This window comes from Klebsiella sp. YJ (assembly GCF_002108615.1).
Taxonomy (GTDB): domain Bacteria; phylum Pseudomonadota; class Gammaproteobacteria; order Enterobacterales; family Enterobacteriaceae; genus Klebsiella; species Klebsiella planticola.
The window spans coordinates 236,839-256,722 of the sequence record NZ_MTEG01000007.1; the positions used below are offsets into that span (position 1 = coordinate 236,839).

The 19,884-nt window shown below is 57.6% G+C and carries 20 protein-coding genes; 8 read left to right on the plus strand and 12 right to left on the minus strand.

The features are described from left to right. Nucleotides 1–8: 8 nt before the first annotated feature. The gene (gene fldB / locus BV390_RS09985) at nucleotides 9–530 is read left to right on the plus strand and encodes a flavodoxin FldB (RefSeq protein ID WP_032690816.1); all 522 of its coding nucleotides are present in this window, start codon (nucleotides 9–11) and stop codon (nucleotides 528–530) included. A gap of 7 nt (nucleotides 531–537) precedes the next feature. On the opposite strand, the gene BV390_RS09990 is transcribed toward fldB, so the two are convergent. Both BV390_RS09990 and sdhE read right to left on the minus strand, forming a co-directional pair. Next, nucleotides 538–948 (minus strand): protein YgfX, encoded by a 411-nt coding sequence (locus BV390_RS09990; protein WP_032690815.1) that lies wholly within the window; start codon nucleotides 946–948, stop codon nucleotides 538–540. Then, nucleotides 929–1,195, minus strand: a complete 267-nt coding sequence (gene sdhE, locus BV390_RS09995) for an FAD assembly factor SdhE (RefSeq protein ID WP_004867358.1) — start codon at nucleotides 1,193–1,195, stop codon at nucleotides 929–931. The genes BV390_RS09990 and sdhE overlap by 20 nt, the downstream gene beginning before the upstream one ends. 296 nt (nucleotides 1,196–1,491) lie before the next feature. Between sdhE and ygfZ the strand changes: the two genes are divergently transcribed. Further along, nucleotides 1,492–2,475: a tRNA-modifying protein YgfZ gene (gene ygfZ, locus BV390_RS10000; RefSeq protein WP_032690814.1), complete on the plus strand. Its 984-nt coding sequence runs from the start codon at nucleotides 1,492–1,494 to the stop codon at nucleotides 2,473–2,475. A gap of 109 nt (nucleotides 2,476–2,584) precedes the next feature. Here ygfZ and trhA read toward each other — a convergent pair whose 3' ends face one another. Together trhA and yqfB are read right to left on the minus strand one after the other, a co-directional pair. After that, the gene (trhA, locus tag BV390_RS10005) at nucleotides 2,585–3,244 is read right to left on the minus strand and encodes a PAQR family membrane homeostasis protein TrhA (RefSeq protein ID WP_004867362.1); all 660 of its coding nucleotides are present in this window, start codon (nucleotides 3,242–3,244) and stop codon (nucleotides 2,585–2,587) included. Nucleotides 3,245–3,405: 161 nt separating this feature from the next. After that, nucleotides 3,406–3,717 (minus strand): N(4)-acetylcytidine aminohydrolase, encoded by a 312-nt coding sequence (gene yqfB, locus BV390_RS10010; protein WP_004867365.1) that lies wholly within the window; start codon nucleotides 3,715–3,717, stop codon nucleotides 3,406–3,408. Nucleotides 3,718–3,766: 49 nt separating this feature from the next. Between yqfB and BV390_RS10015 the strand changes: the two genes are divergently transcribed. The 6 genes from BV390_RS10015 to BV390_RS10040 all read left to right on the plus strand — a co-directional run bounded on the left by BV390_RS10015 (nucleotide 3,767) and on the right by BV390_RS10040 (nucleotide 9,703). Beyond that, a complete protein-coding gene (locus BV390_RS10015) occupies nucleotides 3,767–4,495 on the plus strand; it encodes a MurR/RpiR family transcriptional regulator (RefSeq protein ID WP_032690813.1) in 729 nt (242 codons plus the stop codon). Between the two features lie 119 nt (nucleotides 4,496–4,614). Continuing rightward, the gene (locus BV390_RS10020; RefSeq protein ID WP_032690812.1) at nucleotides 4,615–6,048 is read left to right on the plus strand and encodes a 6-phospho-beta-glucosidase; all 1,434 of its coding nucleotides are present in this window, start codon (nucleotides 4,615–4,617) and stop codon (nucleotides 6,046–6,048) included. Between the two features lie 134 nt (nucleotides 6,049–6,182). Further along, entirely contained in the window at nucleotides 6,183–6,542 is a 360-nt protein-coding gene (locus BV390_RS10025; RefSeq protein WP_032696676.1) for a hypothetical protein, read from the plus strand. Between the two features lie 47 nt (nucleotides 6,543–6,589). Beyond that, nucleotides 6,590–8,599 carry a protein-disulfide reductase DsbD family protein gene (locus BV390_RS10030; protein ID WP_064384450.1) on the plus strand — a complete coding sequence of 670 codons (2,010 nt, stop codon included), beginning with the start codon at nucleotides 6,590–6,592 and terminating at the stop codon, nucleotides 8,597–8,599. A 2-nt stretch (nucleotides 8,600–8,601) separates the two neighbouring features. Continuing rightward, nucleotides 8,602–9,213 carry a DsbA family protein gene (locus BV390_RS10035; protein WP_085396874.1) on the plus strand — a complete coding sequence of 204 codons (612 nt, stop codon included), beginning with the start codon at nucleotides 8,602–8,604 and terminating at the stop codon, nucleotides 9,211–9,213. Next, entirely contained in the window at nucleotides 9,203–9,703 is a 501-nt protein-coding gene (locus BV390_RS10040; protein ID WP_032690808.1) for a protein disulfide oxidoreductase, read from the plus strand. Before BV390_RS10035 ends, BV390_RS10040 begins: the two co-directional genes overlap by 11 nt. Nucleotides 9,704–9,809: 106 nt before the next feature. Here the strand turns inward: BV390_RS10040 and BV390_RS10045 are convergent, their stop codons facing one another. The 8 genes from BV390_RS10045 to BV390_RS10080 all read right to left on the minus strand — a co-directional run bounded on the left by BV390_RS10045 (nucleotide 9,810) and on the right by BV390_RS10080 (nucleotide 19,852). Then, nucleotides 9,810–10,553: an SDR family oxidoreductase gene (locus BV390_RS10045; protein WP_032690807.1), complete on the minus strand. Its 744-nt coding sequence runs from the start codon at nucleotides 10,551–10,553 to the stop codon at nucleotides 9,810–9,812. A gap of 60 nt (nucleotides 10,554–10,613) precedes the next feature. Then, nucleotides 10,614–13,487 carry an aminomethyl-transferring glycine dehydrogenase gene (gene gcvP / locus BV390_RS10050; protein ID WP_032690806.1) on the minus strand — a complete coding sequence of 958 codons (2,874 nt, stop codon included), beginning with the start codon at nucleotides 13,485–13,487 and terminating at the stop codon, nucleotides 10,614–10,616. A 114-nt stretch (nucleotides 13,488–13,601) separates the two neighbouring features. Beyond that, the gene (gcvH, locus tag BV390_RS10055) at nucleotides 13,602–13,991 is read right to left on the minus strand and encodes a glycine cleavage system protein GcvH (protein WP_004867393.1); all 390 of its coding nucleotides are present in this window, start codon (nucleotides 13,989–13,991) and stop codon (nucleotides 13,602–13,604) included. Nucleotides 13,992–14,015: 24 nt separating this feature from the next. After that, nucleotides 14,016–15,110 carry a glycine cleavage system aminomethyltransferase GcvT gene (gene gcvT / locus BV390_RS10060; protein WP_032696673.1) on the minus strand — a complete coding sequence of 365 codons (1,095 nt, stop codon included), beginning with the start codon at nucleotides 15,108–15,110 and terminating at the stop codon, nucleotides 14,016–14,018. Between the two features lie 435 nt (nucleotides 15,111–15,545). Beyond that, nucleotides 15,546–16,748: an FAD-dependent 2-octaprenylphenol hydroxylase gene (ubiI, locus tag BV390_RS10065; RefSeq protein WP_046853471.1), complete on the minus strand. Its 1,203-nt coding sequence runs from the start codon at nucleotides 16,746–16,748 to the stop codon at nucleotides 15,546–15,548. Nucleotides 16,749–16,758: 10 nt separating this feature from the next. After that, on the minus strand, nucleotides 16,759–17,937 hold the full coding sequence (gene ubiH / locus BV390_RS10070) for a 2-octaprenyl-6-methoxyphenyl hydroxylase (RefSeq protein WP_032696672.1): 1,179 nt from the start codon (nucleotides 17,935–17,937) through the stop codon (nucleotides 16,759–16,761). Then, complete coding sequence (gene pepP / locus BV390_RS10075) at nucleotides 17,934–19,250, minus strand: Xaa-Pro aminopeptidase (RefSeq protein ID WP_046853469.1); 1,317 nt, start codon at nucleotides 19,248–19,250, stop codon at nucleotides 17,934–17,936. Before pepP ends, ubiH begins: the two co-directional genes overlap by 4 nt. Nucleotides 19,251–19,273: 23 nt before the next feature. Further along, nucleotides 19,274–19,852 carry a YecA/YgfB family protein gene (locus BV390_RS10080; RefSeq protein ID WP_015585772.1) on the minus strand — a complete coding sequence of 193 codons (579 nt, stop codon included), beginning with the start codon at nucleotides 19,850–19,852 and terminating at the stop codon, nucleotides 19,274–19,276. Nucleotides 19,853–19,884 lie beyond the last annotated feature (32 nt).

A 19,884-nucleotide genomic window follows, 5' to 3' on the forward strand; every position in this document is an offset into this window, starting at 1 on the left:
TTTACGCCATGAACATAGGTCTTTTTTACGGCTCCAGTACCTGCTACACCGAGATGGCAGCGGAGAAGATCCGCGATATCATCGGCCCGGAATTAGTGACGCTGCATAATCTGAAAGATGATTCCCCTTCCCTGATGACTCAGTATGACGTGTTGATTCTCGGTATCCCGACGTGGGATTTCGGCGAAATTCAGGAAGACTGGGAAGCCGTCTGGCAACAGCTGGATACACTGGATCTGCAGGATAAAATTGTGGCGCTGTATGGCATGGGTGACCAGCTGGGTTATGGCGAATGGTTCCTTGATGCGCTGGGCATGCTGCACGACAAACTGAGCGCCAAAGGCGTTAAGTTTATCGGTTACTGGCCGACGGAAGGTTACGAATTCACCAGCCAGAAACCGATTATCGCCGATGGCCAGCTGTTTGTTGGCCTGGCACTCGATGAGACGAACCAGTATGACCTGAGCGACGATCGCATCCAGAACTGGTGCGAGCAAATCCTCGGCGAAATGGCTGAACAGTTCGCCTGACAGGCTCTTAATCCTGTGCCGGTTTTTGTAAAACCAACCGGCGCAGATCTCGCCACTCTTTGGCGTCCATACTGTCTGCAGCGACCCACAGATGCTGGCGGCGACGCGTTTGCATATCCTGCAGGCGCAGCAACATCCCGCTATTAATCACCCACGGCGTGCCGACAATCTCCCATTCCGCTTTTTGCCAACGCAAACGCGAATCGGTCATCAGCTTTATTTCACCCCGGCAGGCGTGGATCCGCCGCTGGCTGCGCACGCTGTCGAACACCACCAGCGACAGCAGCAATAGCCATAGCGGTGTGTAGCTCAGCGGCCAGGGCATCAGCAAGACAATAGCCGCCACAATGCCGTGCAGCAGCAGCGAGAACCACTGCGAGCGCCAGGAAATGCGTAAATCAGATTGCCACAGGACCACGTTCCCGATTCCGAGTCTGGATTAATTTTACCATCCGTTGCAGTTGTGCATCAGCCGGTTCGCCATGATTCATCAGCCAGTTAAACAGGTCCGGATCGTCGTTTTCTAACAGACGGATAAACAGCTGTTTGTCTTCATCGCTGAGCGTATCGTACTCATACTCGAAAAACGGCATGATGGAGATATCAAGTTCACGCATACCCCTGCGGCATGCCCAGTGGATGCGGGCTTTATTCGTAATGTCCATGTTGTCCTTCCAGCATAAAGAGAGTCTTACGCGCCCTTCAGGTCGCCGAAGGGCAGCCTGAAAAGACGTCGTTGATAGGTTAGTTTAACCCGTTTTTTGCACTTACTTTACAGCAATATCGAGAACAGAGAACGCCATTCCACAAAAACCATATTTAAAATATGGCTTTATCTTTCTCCTTTGTTTCCCCGTTTGTGCTTTCAGGGCACAAATGGCCTGCCAAAAGCGCTTGCATTGCACCATAGCTCTTTTACCATTAGCTATTCACTCTGCGTTAAGCTATTCAGGACATGACTATGGCTTTTACACCTTTTCCTCCGCGTCAGCCTTCTTCTTCCTCTCGTCTGCCGTTAACGCTGATGACGCTGGATGACTGGGCGCTGGCAACGATTACCGGTCAGGATGGCGAGAAGTATCTGCAGGGGCAGATTACCGCCGATGTCAGCGCATTAACCGACGATCGGCATCTGCTTGCCGCGCACTGCGATGCCAAGGGCAAGATGTGGAGCAACCTGCGGGTTTTCCGCCGCGACGGTGGTTTTACCTGGATTGAACGCCGCAGCCTGCGCGATACCCAGCTCGCTGAACTGAAGAAATATGCGGTGTTCTCTAAAGTGACCATTGCCGCCGATGATGAACACGTCCTGCTGGGCGTTGCCGGTTTCCAGGCCCGCGCCGCGCTGGCGCCGCTGTTCAGCGAACTTCCGGGCAGCGACAAACCGCTCGTCACCGACGGCGTGACCAGCCTGCTGTGGTTTGAACATCCGGCGGAGCGCTTTCTGCTGGTGACCGATGTAGCAACCGCCACCCGCGTGGCCGACGCGTTGCGCAGCGACGCGCAGTTGAACAACAGCCAGCAGTGGCTGGCGCTCAACATCGAAGCCGGTCTGCCGGTCATAGACAGCGCCAACAGCGCGCAGTTCATCCCGCAGGCAACAAACCTGCAGGCATTGGGCGGTATCAGCTTTAAGAAAGGCTGCTATACCGGTCAGGAAATGGTCGCCCGGGCGAAATTCCGCGGCGCGAACAAACGCGCGCTGTGGTATCTGGCCGGGAAGGCGAGCCGCGTCCCGGAAGCCGGAGAAGATCTTGAGCTGAAGATGGGTGAAAACTGGCGCCGGACTGGCACCGTGCTGGCCGCCGTGCTGCTGGATGATGGGCAGCTGCTGGTGCAGGTGGTGATGAATAACGATATGGAGCCAGACAGCGTATTCCGCGTACGCGATGATGCCGGCACCTTAAGCATCGTTCCGCTGCCCTATTCGCTGGAAGAGAGTTAAGCCTTAGCGCTGCCAGGCTCTCCGGGCGACAACATCCCGGACCGTGCGGCGCCGTAGCTCCGGCATGCGCCGCACCGCCGGGGAATTTCCCGCTGATGCGGCATCTTATTTACACCTGGCCGACGTACAAATAAATGGCCAGGAAGTGACATACGCTGCCGCCCAGCACAAAACCGTGCCAGATCGCATGGTTATAAGGAATGCGCTTGCAGACGTAGAAGATAACCCCCAGCGAATACACCACGCCACCGACCGCCAGCAGCGTTACTCCCCCTGCCGCCAGTTTGATCGCCAGCTGATATACCACAATCAGCGACAGCCAGCCCATCGTCAGATAGGTCACCAGAGAGAGGACCTTAAAGCGGTGCGCAATGGTGAGCTTAAACAAGATCCCCAGCAGCGCCAGGCTCCAGATAACCACCATCAGGCCGCGCGCGAGCGGTGAGTTGAGCCCGACCAGCAGAAAAGGCGTATAGGTTCCCGCAATCAGCAGATAGATGGCGCAGTGATCGAATTTTTTCAGCCACAGCTTAGCTCGCTGATGGGGAATAGCATGATAGAGGGTAGAGGCGAGGAACAGCATAATCATGCTGCCGCCGTACAGGCTATAGCTGGTAATCGCCGTTGCGCTGGCGTTACTGTCTACCGCCTGCACCAACAGGAGGACGAGGCCGACGATACCAAATACCAGTCCGATACCGTGACTGATACTGTTGGCCACTTCCTCTGCCAAAGAATAACCCTGTGTGATTAATGGTTTGCGAACCATATTTGACTCCGAAAACAAGAACGCTTTCAATGCTCACCTAGGGTAACTGAGAATGATTCCAGTGAACACCTGTTAGCTAAAATAAAAAGATGAATATTTGTAAACACTATAAAATCATAATGTTACATTAAAATTTCAACTAACAGTCGTTCGCTATTCCATCAAAGCCTTTTGAATTCAATAACATAAAACTGGTCTTCGCCAGGATAGATCTCCGCAATCACCTGCCGCAGCTGCGCCAGGGTCATATTCTCCTGTTCGGCGTGGCGTTCCGTGAGCGTATCGAGCGTCACCGTGGACGTCGCCACCACGCTTATCGTGCAAAAATAGCCGTCATCTTCATAGCGGCCAACGCGCAGCACGTCGCCGGTTTTAAAATGCGACTCGGCGGCATTACGAATGGTGATGGTTTTGCGCCCGGCGAGGATGTCGTCCTGAAAGCGCTGAAAAAAGGTTATGTCATTCGGCTGCATGATATAATTCCATCCTGGTCATTATGAATTGTGAGTTATTACTGTGAGTATGTTCTCCCACGCCGCGATCGCCAGTCTCAATAATCTTGAGATGATGGTCTACCACTACGTCATTAAGAATCGTGACAAAGTGATGTATATGACCATCCGCGAGCTGGCAGAAGCCGCCGGGGTCTCCACGACCACCGTCCTGCGCTTTTGTCGCAAACTGCAGTGCGAAGGCTACTCGGAGTTTCGCCTCCGCTTTAAATTATATCTCGAGCAGAACCAGCCTCAACAGGCAAATATCGGCGCCAGTGAAATTATGAGTTTCTTTAAAAGCGTCAACAATGACGAATTTGATAATTTACTCGAGCGCGCCGTCGATATTATTCTCGCATCAGAACGTATTATATTTGTCGGCGCCGGTACCTCCGGGGCGCTGGCAAAATATGGCGCACGGTTTTTCTCCAACGTTGGGAAATTCAGCAACCATATCGACGACCCTTATTTCCCGGTCACCAACGACATGGCGCGTAACGCGCTGGCGATCGTACTTTCCGTTTCCGGGGAGACCGAAGAGATTCTCCGCTTCGCCAGCCAGTTCAGCCTGCACAACTGCAAGGTGATGTCGGTCACCAGCCATGAGCACTCCCGACTGGCGAAACTGGCGGACTTCAACCTCTCCTGGCACGTCCCGCAAACGCGCATCGGCGGCGTTTATGATATTACCACCCAAATTCCGGTTATTTATATTCTGGAGTCCCTGGGCCGTAAATTAGCGCGTAAACTCGCCTGAAAATAACACCCTGTTTTTTCGATGTAACATATTCCAGCTGAGGGAAATTGTTATATCGTGACATTTATATTCCCTTTGTTAGACTCGCCAACAGATGCTATTTGATGAGACGAGCCAGGATGAAAAAAATTACCTTACCGAAAGACTTCTTATGGGGCGGCGCGGTTGCCGCGCATCAGGTTGAAGGCGGCTGGAATAAAGAGGGCAAAGGTCCAAGCATTTGCGATGTGCTGACCGGCGGCGCTCACGGCGTGCCGCGCGAGATTACTCGCCAGGTGGAAGCGGGTAAGTACTACCCGAACCACGAAGCCATTGATTTCCACGGCCGCTACAAAGAAGACATCAAGCTGTTTGCTGAGATGGGATTCAAGTGCTTCCGTACCTCCATCGCCTGGACCCGTATCTTCCCGCAGGGTGATGAAACTCAGCCAAACGAAGAGGGGCTGAAGTTCTATGACGACATGTTCGATGAGCTGTTGAAGTACAACATCGAACCGGTGATTACTCTCTCCCACTTCGAAATGCCGCTGCATCTGGTGCAGCAGTACGGTGGCTGGACCAACCGCAAAGTGGTCGATTTCTTTGTGCGCTTCGCCGAAGTGGTCTTCGAGCGCTATAAGCACAAAGTGAAATACTGGATGACCTTCAACGAGATCAACAACCAGCGCAACTGGCGCGCCCCGCTGTTCGGCTACTGCTGTTCCGGCGTGGTCTATACCGACTACGAAAACCCGGAAGAGACCATGTACCAGGTACTGCATCACCAGTTCGTTGCCAGCGCGCTGGCGGTGAAAGCGGCGCGGCGGATCAATCCACAGATGCAGGTCGGCTGCATGCTGGCCATGGTGGCGCTCTATCCGTTCTCCTGTAAGCCGGAAGACGTGATGTTCGCCCAGGAGTCCATGCGTGAACGTTATGTCTTTACCGACGTGCAGCTGCGCGGCTACTACCCGACCTACGTCCTCAACGAGTGGGAGCGCCGCGGTTTTAACATCGTTATGGCAGCGGGCGATGAACAGATCCTGCGTGAAGGCACCTGCGATTACCTCGGTTTCAGCTACTACATGACCAACGCGGTCAAAGCGGAAGGCGGCAGCGGCGATGCCATCTCCGGCTTCGAAGGCAGCGTGCCGAATCCGCACGTCAAAGCCTCCGACTGGGGCTGGCAGATTGACCCGGTGGGCCTGCGCTACTCGCTGTGCGAACTGTACGAACGCTATCAGAAACCGCTGTTCATCGTGGAAAACGGCTTCGGCGCCTACGATAAAGTTGAAGAGGACGGCAGCATCAACGACGACTACCGTATCGACTACCTGCGCGCGCATGTGGAAGAGATGATCAAAGCGGTGACTTACGATGGCGTCGAACTGATGGGCTATACCCCGTGGGGCTGTATCGACTGCGTCTCCTTTACCACCGGCCAGTACAGCAAACGCTACGGCTTTATTTACGTGAACAAACATGACGACGGCACCGGCGATATGTCCCGCTCGCGTAAGAAAAGCTTCAACTGGTATAAAGAGGTCATTGCCAGCAACGGCGAAAACCTCTGATTCCCTCTCCGTACCGCCCTCTCTTCGCCAGAGGAGAGGGCAATTGCCGGTCTTACAGACACTTCTTTACAGCTTTAACATTGCTAAAACGCGTTCGCCCGATAAGATAAGCCTCGTGAATCACAGAGGCGAAAATGATTAAGCAACAGCGAAAAGCCATTCTTCTTGTAGCCCTTGCCTGTCTGGTGGTGCTGGTATGCACCGCGCAGCGTATGGCCGGGCTGCATGCGCTGGTCATGAATGCCACCGCCGTGACGCAATCAGCCCAGCAGGGTCAGGATACGGCCGAAGCGCCGGTTACTCCCTGCGAGCTGAGCGCGAAATCACTGCTCGCCGCACCGCCGGTGCTGTTTGAAGGCGCCTTGTTTGCCGTCGCGCTACTGCTTACGCTGCTGGCGGCAATACCGCCGCGCATTGTCCGTCTCTGGCCTCCCCGCGTTATTTCCCCTCCCCGGCTACGGGTGCATTTGCGATTGTGCGTCTTCCGTGAATGAGGATTTCCTGACAGTTCAGGTTAATCAATCATTTACGGAGAAAATTTATGCTTATGGTATTCAGGCGACTGCTGGTCTGCCTGCTTTGGCTATGGCTGCCCGTCAGCCAGGCCGCCGACAGCGGCTGGCTACGCGCCGCCGAGAATCAACACGCCAGCGTCCGGCTGCGCGCACAACACGACGATGGCGGCACAACGCGCCTGCTGCTCGATGTGGCGCTGGAAAAAGGCTGGAAAACCTACTGGCGCTCCCCGGGAGAAGGCGGCATTGCGCCCGCTATCGCCTGGAAAACGCCGCTGGATGTCACCTGGCACTGGCCAACGCCGCAGCGGTTTGACGTCGCGGGGATCACCACCCAGGGCTATCACGGTAACGTCAGCTTTCCCCTGGACATCCGCGGACCGGTGCCACAGACCTTAAGCGGCGTGCTGACGCTTTCCACCTGTAGCAATGTCTGCATTCTGACCGACTATCCCTTTGCGCTGGATATGACCGTCCCTGCGGGAGATGGCTTTAGCTATGATTATACCCGCGCGCTGGGCACGCTCCCGCGCCCGGATGGCCTGACGTCCCGGCTGACCTCGTCCTATGGCGGCGGAAAGCTCACGGTGACCGCCGTTCGCGAAGCCGGCTGGCAACAGCCGTCGCTGTTTATCGACAGCGTGGAGAATGTCGATTTCGGCAAACCCACCTTCTCACTGACCGGCGATACGCTGGTCGCACAGATCCCGGTCACCGACAGCTGGGGTGAGGCGGCGCCTGACCTCAGCGGCAAACGTCTGTCGCTGGTCCTTGCCGACAGCGGTCTGGCGCAGGAGAGCGCGTCGATCGTTAGCGAAGGTCTCCCGGCGCAGGCGCCGGCTTTATGGTGGGTATTGCTGATGGCCCTTGCCGGCGGGCTGATTCTTAATGTTATGCCCTGCGTCCTGCCGGTACTGGCCATGAAGCTCGGTTCGCTGGTGCAGACCGGGACGCGCGAACGCGCAACCGTACGCCGGCAGTTTCTGGCCTCGGTTTGTGGCATCGTAGCGTCCTTTCTGGCGCTGGCGTTGATGATGACTCTGCTTCGCCTGGGGAATCAGGCGCTGGGCTGGGGCATTCAGTTTCAGAACCCATGGTTTATCGGCGCGATGGCGCTGGTGATGGTGCTGTTCAGCGCCAGCCTGCTGGGGCTGTTTGAGATTCGCCTCTCCTCCGGCGCCAGTACATTTCTGGCTACCCGCGGCGGCAAGGGTCTGATGGGCCATTTCTGGCAGGGCGCCTTCGCCACGCTACTGGCCACGCCGTGCACGGCGCCGTTTCTCGGTACCGCCGTCTCGGTCGCGCTGGTCGCGCCGCTGCCGCTGCTGTGGGGTATTTTCTTCGCCATGGGTGTAGGGATGAGTCTGCCTTGGCTGCTGGTTGCCGCCTGGCCAGGCCTCGCCCGGCATCTGCCGCGCCCTGGACGCTGGATGAACGTCCTGCGCGTGATACTCGGATTGATGATGCTGGGATCGGCCGTATGGCTGCTCGGCCTGCTGACGGTGCATATCGGTCGGATGCCGGTTATCGCCCTGACGGCACTTCTGGCCCTCGCGCTTCTGCTGGCGACGCTCTGGCGCTATCGCTGGCGCACGACGCTGAAAGCAGGCGCGCTAACGCTAGTTGTCGCCGGGGTCGTCGCTTTTCTGTCACCGCCTGACGGTCAGGCGTTACGACGCGACCGCGTGAACTGGCAGCCGCTGAGCGAACAGGCGATTAGCGATGCGCTGGCAAGCAACAAGCGACTGTTTATCGACGTCACCGCCGACTGGTGCGTCACCTGCAAGGCCAATAAATACAACGTATTGCTGCGCGATGACGTTCAGAGCGCGCTCTCTGAACCAGACGTGGTGGCCCTGCGCGGAGACTGGAGTCGCCCGTCGGCCACTATCAGCCGCTTTCTGACCACTCGCGGCAGCGCCGCCGTCCCCTTCAATCAAATTTACGGACCGGGATTAACGCAGGGCCGCGTGCTGTCTCCGCTGCTCAGCCGCGACGAACTCCTCGCCACTCTGTCCGCTGCAAAAGGTCAATAATCATGAAAATCATCGCTGCACTCCTTCTGCTGTGCGTTGCAACCTTCAGCCTTGCCGCTCCGGCAGAACAGCCGGAGGCATCCGCCAACGACCAGTTGGCAAAGCTGCTGTTTAACGATCCTGACAGCCCGCGACTGGGCGCCAAAGCGCCGCGCCTGACTATCGTCTCGTTTACCGATTACAACTGCCCGTATTGCAAGCAGTTCGATCCGATGCTGGAGAAGATCGTTGACGATAACCCTGATGTCCTGCTGATTGTAAAACTGCTGCCGTTTAAGGGGCAAAGTTCGGTCAACGCCGCCAAAGCCGCGCTCTCTACATGGCGCCAGCAGCCGGATAAATTCTGGGCGTTGCATCAGCGGCTGATGGCCAAAAAGGGCTACCACGACGATGCGAGTATTCTCGCCGCACAGCAGAAAACCGCCACCGATGGGGTGAAAACCGATGATAAAACAATGGACTCGCTGAAGATGAACCTGATTTTGTCTCAGGTGCTGAATATTCAGGGCACCCCGGCGACGATTATCGGCGATCAGATGGTCGCTGGCGCGATTCCTTATCAGGAGCTGGAGGGGCTGGTGAAAGAACAGCTGGCAAAAGCCGATGGCCAGTAAATTACGCCGCTGGCTACGCGAGCTGATTATCCTGCTGCTGCTTGCGGGCGCACTCATCGCAGGGATGGATTATCTGCGTCGGCCTGCGCTACCGCCGAACCTGACGACGACACCGCTGCAGACGCTGGAGGGTAACGTGGTCGATCTGCACGCCATGAGTCAGCAGCGTCCGCTGCTGATCTACGTCTGGGCTACCTGGTGCGGAGTGTGTCGTTATACGACGCCATCCGTAGCGGCGCTGGCAAGCAACGGCGGCAATGTGATGACCGTCGCGCTCCGTTCCGGGGACGATGCCACGCTGTCCAACTGGCTGGCGCATAAGAAAATGGCGCTGCCCACGGTGAACGACCCCGACGGCGGACTTTCTCGCCAGTGGGGCGTTCAGGTCACGCCAACGCTTATTGTCATCTCTCGCGGCGAGGTTAAGTCGGTAACGACCGGCTGGACCAGCGGTTGGGGAATGCGCCTGCGGCTGTGGCTGGCGTCATAACCCCCGACTGGCGCTGCGCTTAGCCGGGCTACGAGTGCCGTGGGGTAGCGGTTATTTACCGCCGGCCAGCGGTTGTAGCCCGGATAAGGCAGAGCGTTCGCACATCTTATTTGCCGCCCGCCAGCTCCAGGAAACTACCGGTCACGTAGGAGGCTTTGTCGCTCAGCAGCCAGGCGATGGCCTGCGCGACCTCCTCCGGCTGCCCGCCGCGCTGCATCGGCAGCCCCGCTTTCACCCGATCCACGCGTCCGGGCTCACCGCCCGACGCGTGCATTTCGGTATAGATAAAGCCGGGACGCACGCCGTTGACGCGAATTCCCTGCGCCGCCACTTCCAGCGACAGTCCGGTGGTCAGGGTGTCCACCGCCCCTTTCGAGGCGGCATAATCCACATATTCCCCCGGCGCGCCCAGACGCGATGCCGCTGATGAAACATTGACGATCGCCCCACCTTTTCCGCCGTGTCGATATGACATCCGCTTCACTGCCTCCCGGCAACAGAGGAAATAGCCGGTGACATTGGTACTCAGCACCTGATTAATCCGCCCGGCGGTCAGGTGTTCTACGGTGCTTTGCGCAAACAGGATGCCGGCGTTGTTAACCAGCGCGGTCAGCGGTTCCGCAAGACGGTCGATTCCGTCAAACATCGCCATGACCTGCGCCTCATCGCTGATATCGGCCCCCAGCGCAACGGCTTTGCCGCCAAGGACGACAATCTCATTGACCACCGCCATCGCCGCGCTGATGTTGTGATGATAATTGACCACCACGGTATACCCTTCCTGTGCCAACAGCAGCGCCGTCGCCTTACCTATTCCGCGGCTGGCGCCGGTAATCAGTGCTATAGCCATCCTCTTCCCCCAAAAAATAAAGGCGCCGAAGCGCCTTTAAAAGATAGTCCAGTCAGTGAATTACTGGTATTCGCTCATCGGTACGCAGGAGCAGAACAGGTTACGGTCGCCGTAAACATCGTCCAGGCGCTTCACCGTCGGCCAGTATTTATTCGCCAGACCTGCCGGGAATACCGCCAGTTCGCGGGTGTACGGATGGTTCCATTCGGCAACCAGCTCGCCCTGCGTGTGCGGAGCGTTAACCAGCGGGTTATCTTCCAGCGGCCACTCGCCCGCTTGCACACGGTCGATTTCACTGCGAATCGCCAGCATGGCATCGATAAAGCGATCCAGCTCGACTTTGCTTTCGGATTCCGTCGGCTCAACCATCAGCGTACCGGCCACCGGGAAGGACATCGTCGGCGCGTGGAAACCGAAGTCGATCAGACGTTTGGCAATATCCAGCTCGCTGATGCCGGTCTCTTCTTTCAGAGGACGAATATCCAGAATACATTCGTGCGCCACGCGACCGTCGCGGCCGGTGTAAAGCACCGGGAACGCCTCTTTCAGACGGGTAGCGATGTAGTTGGCATTCAGAATTGCCACCTGGCTCGCCTGCTTCAGCCCTTCGGCGCCCATCATGCGGATATACATCCAGCTGATTGGCAGAATGGAAGCGCTGCCGAACGGTGCGGCAGAAACCGCGCCCTGACGGGTCAACATCCCTTCGATCTGTACCACGCTGTGGCCCGGAACAAACGGTGCCAGATGCGCTTTGACGCCGATCGGCCCCATACCCGGACCGCCGCCGCCGTGCGGGATGCAGAAGGTTTTGTGCAGGTTAAGGTGCGAGACATCCGCGCCGATAAAGCCCGGAGAGGTAATGCCGACCTGGGCGTTCATGTTAGCGCCGTCGAGGTAAACCTGACCGCCGAACTGATGCACGATTTCGCACACTTCGCGGATCGTCTCTTCGTAAACGCCGTGCGTTGACGGGTAGGTCACCATGATGCAAGAGAGGTTCTCACCCGCCTGCTCCGCCTTGAGGCGCAGATCCGCGAGATCGATGTTGCCGTTTTTATCACAGGCAACCACCACAACCTGCATGCCGGCCATCTGTGCCGACGCCGGGTTGGTACCATGCGCAGAACTTGGGATCAGGCAGATGTCGCGATGGCCTTCATTACGGCTTTCGTGGTAATGGCGAATGGCCAGCAGGCCCGCGTACTCGCCCTGTGCGCCAGAGTTTGGCTGCATGCAGACGGCGTCGTAACCGGTCAGTTTTACCAGCCAGTCGGAGAGCTGGGCGATCATCTGATGGTAGCCTTCCGCCTGTTCCGCCGGGCAGAACGGGTGCAGCTCGGCAAACTCTGGCCAGGTGATCGGGATCATTTCCGCCGCGGCGTTGAGTTTCATGGTGCAGGATCCCAGCGGGATCATCGCCTGATTCAACGCCAGATCTTTACGCTCCAGTGAGTGCATATAGCGCATCATCTCGGTTTCGCTGTGGTAGCGATTGAACACCGGATGCGTCAGGATCGCGTCGTTACGCAGCATGCTTTCCGGGATCGAGCGGCTGTCGAGCGCCACGTCTTTATCCAGGGTATCGATATCCAGGCCGTGGTCGTCGCCAATAATAGCGCGGAACAGGTTCAGCACATCTTCGCGGGTTGTTGCTTCATCAAGGGTGATGCCAACGGCATTATGGATGTCGCTGCGCAGGTTAATTTCCAGCGCTTCGGCGCGTGCCAGCACCGCCGCTTTGTCGACCACTTCCACGCACAGAGTGTCGAAGTAGTGGGCATGGCGCAGCTTGAGCCCTTTTTTCTGCAGCCCGTCGGCCAGAATATCGGTCAGCCGGTGGATGCGGCTGGCGATGCGCTTCAGGCCCTCTGGCCCGTGGAACACCGCGTACAGGCTGGCGATGTTTGCCAGCAATACCTGGGAAGTACAAATATTGGAGTTCGCTTTCTCGCGACGGATATGCTGTTCGCGGGTCTGCATCGCCATACGCAGCGCGGTGTTACCGGCGGCATCTTTTGATACGCCGATAATACGGCCCGGCATCGAGCGTTTAAATTCATCTTTTGCGGCAAAGAAGGCCGCGTGCGGGCCGCCGTAGCCCATCGGCACGCCAAAGCGCTGGGCGGAACCGAAGACGATATCGGCACCCTGTTTGCCCGGTGCAGTCAGCAGAACCAGCGCCATGAAGTCCGCAGCGACGCTGACCACCACTTTGCGTGCTTTCAGCTCGGCGATCAGCTTGCTGTAATCATGAATTTCGCCGGTGGTCCCCACCTGCTGCAGCAGCACGCCGAAAACGTCCTGATGGTCGAGCGCTTTTTCCGCCTCATCAACGATGACGTCAAAGCCAAAGGTTGCGGCACGGGTGCGCACCACATCCAGGGTCTGCGGATGTACATCGGCGGCAACGAAGAAGCGGTTCGCATTCTTCAGCTTGCTGACGCGTTTGGCCATCGCCATTGCTTCAGCGCCGGCGGTCGCCTCATCCAGCAGTGAAGCGGAGGCGATATCCAGCCCGGTCAGATCGAGGGTCACCTGCTGGAAATTCAGCAGTGATTCCAGGCGACCCTGGGAAACTTCCGGCTGGTAAGGGGTGTAAGCGGTATACCAACCCGGATTTTCCAGCATATTGCGCTGAATAACCGGCGGCAGCTGCACGGCGGTATAACCCATGCCGATGTAAGACTTGAAGCGCTTGTTGCGACCGGCGATCGCCTTCAGTTCCGCCAGCGCGGCGAATTCGGTAGTCGCGTCACCCACCTGAGGGGGTGTCGCCAGCTGAATATCCTGCGGCACAATCTGGCCAATCAGGGCGTTAAGCGAATCGGCGCCGACGGTGTTCAGCATCTCCTGCTGTTGCTGAGCATCCGGACCGATGTGACGTTCAATAAAGGCGCCGCGGTTTTCAAGCTGACCTAAAGTCTGAGTCATGAGCGATGGTTCCTGAAACGTGCAGTGAATCGTATGTGTCTTTACTTACCTGAACAGGCAAAAATCATTCACGCTGCCGGCAGCAGATGCCCGCAGCGTGAAGGGACAAGATATTTACTCGTTTTCCAGCAGCGCCGCATAGGCATCCGCGTCAAGCAGGGCCGCAACCTGCGCTTCATCGCTGGCCTTAATTTTAAAGATCCAGCCGTCCGCGTACGGGTCGCTGTTCACCAGCTCCGGAGAGTCGTTGAGCTCTTCGTTCACCGCCACAATCTCGCCGCTAATCGGGGCATAAATATCCGAAGCTGCTTTTACCGACTCGGCAACCGCACAGTCGTCACCCGCTTCAACGGTTGCGCCAACGTCCGGCAGATCGACGAAAACCATATCGCCAAGCAGTTCCTGGGCATGTTCGGTGATCCCGACGGTGTAGGTGCCGTCAGCTTCTTTGCGCAGCCATTCGTGTTCTTTACTGTATTTCAGTTCTGCTGGTACGTTGCTCATCAATTAATCTCCAAAAAAGGGGAATCACACCACGGCTTTGCCGTTGCGTACAAAAACAGGTTTAGTCACTTTTACCGGCATTTCGCGGTTGCGAATCTGCACAATGGCCGTCTCGCCGATACCGGCCGGTACGCGCGCCAGCGCAATACTGTAGCCCAGCGTCGGGGAGAAGGTGCCGCTGGTGATAATACCTTCTTGCTGATTACCGTCTGCATCGCTAAAGCGCACCGGCAGACCGCCGCGCAGGACGCCTTTCTCGGTCATCACCAGCCCCACCAGCTGCTCGGTACCTTTTTCACGCTGCAGTTCCAGCGCTTCGCGGCCGATGAATGCGCGATCTGCGGGTTCCCAGGCGATGGTCCAGCCCATATTCGCCGCCAGCGGAGAGATGCTTTCATCCATCTCCTGGCCATACAGGTTCATCCCCGCTTCCAGACGCAAGGTATCGCGAGCGCCCAGACCGCACGGCTTCACGCCAGCGTCCAGCAGGCCACGCCAGAAATCAGCAGCCTGCTCATTCGGCATGGCGATTTCGTAACCGGCTTCACCGGTATAACCGGTGGTCGCAATAAACAGATCGCCGGCCTGCACGCCAAAGAACGGTTTCATCCCTTCTACGGCCTGACGCTGTGCGTCGGTGAACAGGGTTGCCGCTTTCGCTTTCGCCTGCGGCCCCTGTACGGCAATCAGCGAAAGATCGTCACGAACGGTCATTTCAAGACCATAGGGTTCAGCCTGCTGGGTAATCCAGGCAAGGTCTTTTTCACGGGTGGCGGAGTTAACAACGAGGCGGAAATAATCTTCGGTAAGGAAATAGACAATCAGGTCATCGATGACGCCGGCGGACGCGGTAAGCATGCCGGTATATAGCGCTTTGCCCGGCACCGTCAGCTTCGCGACATCGTTAGCCAGCAGATAGCGCAGGAACTCCCGAATGCGGCTGCCGTGGAAATCGACGATGGTCATGTGCGAGACATCGAACATACCGGCGTCGCCCCGCACCGCGTGGTGCTCATCAATCTGGGAACCGTAATGTAGCGGCATCATCCAGCCATGGAAGTCCACCATGCGAGCGCCGCACAGCGTGTGTTGTTCATACAACGGAGTCTGTTGAGCCATCTTTTCCTCATCGAATAAAACGGAACCAGCTACTGGGTTGGGCGATGTCATTGGGGCGATTTCGCCCCACGAAATCCGCCGTCGGCGCCATGTCCGGACGCCGACGCAAACGTTCTCTTTTGCCTGAACTTACCACCTAACCCGGCGCTAAACCATAAGCTAAATCAGGACATCACATTAGCTTATGACTAAAAGTCGCCAAAAAGACTACAGAGTTATTGACTGGAAAAAAGCGATTTATGCCACATAAAATTAACATCATGAACTGATAATACCGAGCATGATGGTATTTTATGCGAAAAAAAGGGCCTGTTTTCTGTTTCAAAAAAAGAGAGACATTAATAAAACTAATGCGAAAAAATGGGTGAGATTAGATTATTTCAAATGAGAGGAGAAAACCCGGCGCCGGGGCCGGGAGAGAGAAGTGTGACGCGCTTAACGTAACCAGGCAGGAAGATCGTTTAAGCCCATTGCCTGGCGAATCAACTGCGGTTTGACGCCGGGTAGTGTATCCGCCAGTTTGAGGCCAATATCGCGCAGCAGTTTCTTCGCCGGGTGGCTGCCAGAGAACATTTCGCGGAAGCCCTGCATCCCCGCCAGCATCATCGCAGCGCTGTGCTTGCGACTACGTTCATAGCGGCGCAGATACAGGTACTGACCAAAATCTTTGCCCTGCGCATGCAGACGACGGAGTTCATCGATCAGTTCCGCTGCATCCATAAAGCCCAGATTCACCCCCTGGCCGGCCAGCGGGTGAATGGTGTGCGCGGCATCGCCCACCAGCGCCAGGCGATGCGCGGCGAACTGGCGCGCGTAGCGACCGGTCAACGGGAAAGTCTGACGCTCGCTGGCAAGCTGGCACAGGCCAAGCCGGTTATCGAAGGCAATATTCAGCGCCTGATTAAACGCCGCTTCGTCGACCTGCTGCATCCGCTGTGCTTCCTGCGGCGACAGCGACCAGACGATCGAACACAGATGCGGATCGCTCAGCGGCAGAAACGCCAGAATGCCGTCGCCGTGGAACGCCTGACGGGCAATCGCCTGATGCGGCTCTGCGGTACGAATGGTGGCAACCAGCGCATGATGGCGATAGTCCCAGAACGTCAGCGGGATATCCGCTTTGTTGCGCAACCAGGAGTTTGCACCGTCGGCGCCGACCACCAGCCTGGCGGTCAGCATCTTGCCATCCTGCAAGCTGAGAAATGCTTCGTTTTCTCCCCACGCCACCTGCTGCAACTGCGCCGGGGCCAGCAGCGTGACGTCGGCGCAACGCTGCGCCTTTTGCCACAGCGCATGATGAACGACAGCATTTTCAATAATATGGCCAAGGTGGCTGAAGCCCATACTCTGGTCATCAAAGCTGATGTGGCCAAAGCTGTCCTTATCCCACACTTCCATACCGTGATAACAGCTGGCGCGCCGGGCGACAATCTCCGGCCAGACATCCAGCCGGTTAAGCAGTTTTTCGCTGGCGGCGTTAATGGCGGATACCCGCAGCGCCGGCGGCGCATCGGCGTTTAACGGCTGCGGCTCGGCTTGTTCCAGCACCGCAACCCGCAGCCCGCTCCCCTGCAAACCGCAGGCGACCGCCAGACCCACCATGCCACCGCCAACAATGGCAACATCAACACTTTGCACGTTCAACTCCTTAACGAGGAACCCAACCGAGGGTACGCTGCGCCAGCGCGTCGCGCGCCGGGGTAAATAATTCCATCGCCATCAGACCCACGTTACGCCCCGCCACCAGCGGCGCCCAACGATTAGCGAACAGATGCACCAGCCCATCGGTCACGCCGATGGTCGCGGCCTTATCATCCGCTCGCCGCGCCTGATAGTGACAAAGAAGTGAGTAATCGCCGGGATCCTGTCCGTTAGCGCCGGCCTGGGCCAGCGTTTCCGCCAGGCTCATCACATCCCGCAGACCGAGATTAAAGCCCTGCCCGGCGATGGGATGCAGCGTCTGCGCCGCATTACCGACCAGCACCAGGCGATGGGAAACCGGGCGCGTAGCGGTAGTCAACGTCAATGGATAAACGCTGCGCTTCCCGGTATGAGTGATGCGCCCCAGCCGCCAGCCAAATGCCTGCTGCAGCTGCTCGCAAAATTGCGCGTCGGACCAACCCAGAACCTCATCGCGCCGCGACTGCGGGTGACACCATACCAACGAACAGCGCCCGTGTGACATCGGCAGCATGGCCAGCGGACCATGTTCGGTGAAGCGTTCAAAGGCGCGCCCTTCATGGGGCAACGCCGTGCTGACGTTGGCAATAATCGCCAGCTGCTGGTAAGGCTGCTGCTGCCAGCTCATGCCGCAGCGAGCGCCCAGCGTGGAGCGCGAACCATCGGCGGCAACCAGCAGTCGGCCGGCGATCGTCTCGCCGCTGTCCAGGGTGATGCTGACGCCCTCCTCCCACCGGGTGACGTCTTCGACTTTCGCCGGGCAGTGTAAGGTAATGCCCGGCGCTTCGCGCAGTTGCGCAAACAATCGCTGGCCGACATCGTGCAGCTCGACCACCTGCCCCAGCGCCGCCAGTCCGTAGTCCTGCGCATCGAGCGTCACGAATCCCGCATGCCCACGATCGCTGACGTGAACACGCTGAATCGGCGTCGCGCAATCGGCAATGCCTTGCCAGATGCCGGTACGCGCCAGCTGCTGGCAGGTCCCCGCCGCCAGCGCAATCGCACGGGCATCAAACCCCGGATGCTGCGACGAGTCCGGCTGCGCGGCCTCGACCAGATGCACCGGGAGCGCGCCGTGGGTTAAGCGCGAGATAGCTAACGCCAGGGTTGCCCCGGTCATCCCTCCGCCAACGATCAGGATGCTCATGACCGCCGTGCCGCCGCCATCAGCGCCTCAATATCGTCGGCTTTTTTCACCACGCCGGCGGTGAGGTTTTCGTTGCCGTCTTCGGTGATGACGATATCGTCTTCAATACGCACGCCAATGCCGCGATACTGTGGCGGCACATCGGCGTCGACGGCAATGTAGAGACCCGGCTCAACGGTCAACACCATGCCCGGCTCAAGGAGACGCGAGCGATCGACATCGTAGTGGCCGACATCATGGACATCGAGTCCCAGCCAGTGGCTCAGGCCATGCATAAAGTACGGACGGTGGGCATTGTTTGCCATCAGCTCGTCGACATCCCCTTTCAGGATGCCGAGACGCACCAGACCGGTAATCATAATGCGCACCACTTCCTGGTTAACCTGCTGAATGGAGGTGCCAGGACGGTAAAGCTCCAGCGCGGTTTCCAGCGACTCGAGGACAATATCGTAAATCTCGCGCTGCGCCGGGCTGAATTTACCGTTCACCGGGAAGGTGCGAGTGATATCGCCCGCATAGCCGAGGTATTCGCAGCCGGCGTCAATCAGCACCAAATCGCCATCGCGCAGCTCGGATTCGTTTTCCGTGTAATGGAGAATACAGCCGTTTTCTCCACCGCCCACGATGGTGTTATAGGAGGGGAAACGGGCGCCGTGGCGGCTGAATTCATGCAGAATTTCCCCTTCCAGCTGGTATTCGAACAGGCCCGGACGGCATTTCTGCATTGCGCGGGTATGAGCCAGCGCGGAAATTTCGCCAGCGCGGCGCATCACCTCCAGCTCTTCCGGCGATTTAAACAGGCGCATCTCATGCACCATCGGCCGCCAGTCAATCACCGAACCGGGCGCCTGCAGATTCTGGCGCACGCCTTTACGCAGTTTTTCCAGCGCGTTGAAGACGATTTTGTCAGCATAGGCATATTCGCCCTGGGCAAAATAGATCGCATCAAGGCCGTTAAGCAGCTGGAATAGCTGCTGGTTAATTTCGCTGAACGCCAGAGCGCGGTCGACGCCCAGCTTCGATGGCGCGGCCTCCTGCCCCAGACGACGGCCGAACCAGATCTCTGCGGTCAGATCGCGGACGCGGTTAAACAGCACGCTATGGTTGTGGGTGTCGTCGCTTTTAATCAACACCAGCAGGGCTTCCGGCTCATTAAATCCCGTGAAGTACCAAAAATCGCTGTTCTGCCGGTAGGGGTATTCTGAATCTGCGCTGCGGACCGCTTCCGGTGCGGCGAAAATCAGCGCGGCGCTGCCTGGCTGCATCTGCGCCAGCAATGCCTGGCGACGAGAAAGAAATTCCTGCTGTGTCATGACGCCCCCTCAACAAATTATCGTTAGTGTAATGTTGGCTTGCGAACTTCCGGTGCGGTTGGCTGCTGGCGAGAAAAGGTTTCGTGGCACAGCAGCGCAGCGACGCGCACGTACTCGATAATCTCTTCCAACGACATCTCCAGCTCTTCCTGATCTTCGTCTTCGTCGTACCCCAGTTGCGCAATGTTACGCAGGTCGTCGATGGCTTCACCGGTTTCGTCTTTGATTTTATCCAGTTTAGGCTGCGTAACGCCCAGGCCGAGCAGGAAATGGTTAACCCAACCGGCCAGCGCGTCGGCGCGTTCAAACACGCTTACCGCGTCACCTTCCGGTAAATAGAGCTGGAACAAGAAACCGTCGTCTTCCAGCGAGTCGCTGGTCACGGAATGTATGGTGCGCAGAGACTCGGCCAGCTCGTGACCAAATGCGAGGCCTTCGTTTGTCAGGTCGTGCACCAGCGGCTGCCAGCTGCTGTCTTTATTGCCGCCGCACAGGATCCCACTGATCAAACCGTGCATTTCGGCCGGGGTTAAGCCCACGCCCTGTTGGTTCAGTAACTGGTCTACAGCGTTGTAACCAGGCATTTCGTTCTGTATAGACATGCGCATTCGTCATCGTTGGGAGGAATATTCAT

Bases quoted from the DNA above. Each gene is read 5' to 3' on its own strand.
- BV390_RS10040 (WP_032690808.1), top strand. From the start codon at position 9,203: ATGGCCAGTAAATTACGCCGCTGGCTACGCGAGCTGATTATCCTGCTG.
- yqfB (WP_004867365.1), bottom strand. From the start codon at position 3,717: ATGCAGCCGAATGACATAACCTTTTTTCAGCGCTTTCAGGACGACATC.
- pepP (WP_046853469.1), bottom strand. From the start codon at position 19,250: ATGACACAGCAGGAATTTCTTTCTCGTCGCCAGGCATTGCTGGCGCAG.
- gcvH (WP_004867393.1), bottom strand. From the start codon at position 13,991: ATGAGCAACGTACCAGCAGAACTGAAATACAGTAAAGAACACGAATGG.
- BV390_RS10080 (WP_015585772.1), bottom strand. From the start codon at position 19,852: ATGTCTATACAGAACGAAATGCCTGGTTACAACGCTGTAGACCAGTTA.
- gcvT (WP_032696673.1), bottom strand. From the start codon at position 15,110: ATGGCTCAACAGACTCCGTTGTATGAACAACACACGCTGTGCGGCGCT.
- sdhE (WP_004867358.1), bottom strand. From the start codon at position 1,195: ATGGACATTACGAATAAAGCCCGCATCCACTGGGCATGCCGCAGGGGT.
- BV390_RS10020 (WP_032690812.1), top strand. From the start codon at position 4,615: ATGAAAAAAATTACCTTACCGAAAGACTTCTTATGGGGCGGCGCGGTT.
- ubiH (WP_032696672.1), bottom strand. From the start codon at position 17,937: ATGAGCATCCTGATCGTTGGCGGAGGGATGACCGGGGCAACCCTGGCG.
- gcvP (WP_032690806.1), bottom strand. From the start codon at position 13,487: ATGACTCAGACTTTAGGTCAGCTTGAAAACCGCGGCGCCTTTATTGAA.
- trhA (WP_004867362.1), bottom strand. From the start codon at position 3,244: ATGGTTCGCAAACCATTAATCACACAGGGTTATTCTTTGGCAGAGGAA.
- fldB (WP_032690816.1), top strand. From the start codon at position 9: ATGAACATAGGTCTTTTTTACGGCTCCAGTACCTGCTACACCGAGATG.
- BV390_RS10015 (WP_032690813.1), top strand. From the start codon at position 3,767: ATGTTCTCCCACGCCGCGATCGCCAGTCTCAATAATCTTGAGATGATG.
- ygfZ (WP_032690814.1), top strand. From the start codon at position 1,492: ATGGCTTTTACACCTTTTCCTCCGCGTCAGCCTTCTTCTTCCTCTCGT.
- BV390_RS10025 (WP_032696676.1), top strand. From the start codon at position 6,183: ATGATTAAGCAACAGCGAAAAGCCATTCTTCTTGTAGCCCTTGCCTGT.
- BV390_RS10045 (WP_032690807.1), bottom strand. From the start codon at position 10,553: ATGGCTATAGCACTGATTACCGGCGCCAGCCGCGGAATAGGTAAGGCG.
- BV390_RS10030 (WP_064384450.1), top strand. From the start codon at position 6,590: ATGCTTATGGTATTCAGGCGACTGCTGGTCTGCCTGCTTTGGCTATGG.
- BV390_RS10035 (WP_085396874.1), top strand. From the start codon at position 8,602: ATGAAAATCATCGCTGCACTCCTTCTGCTGTGCGTTGCAACCTTCAGC.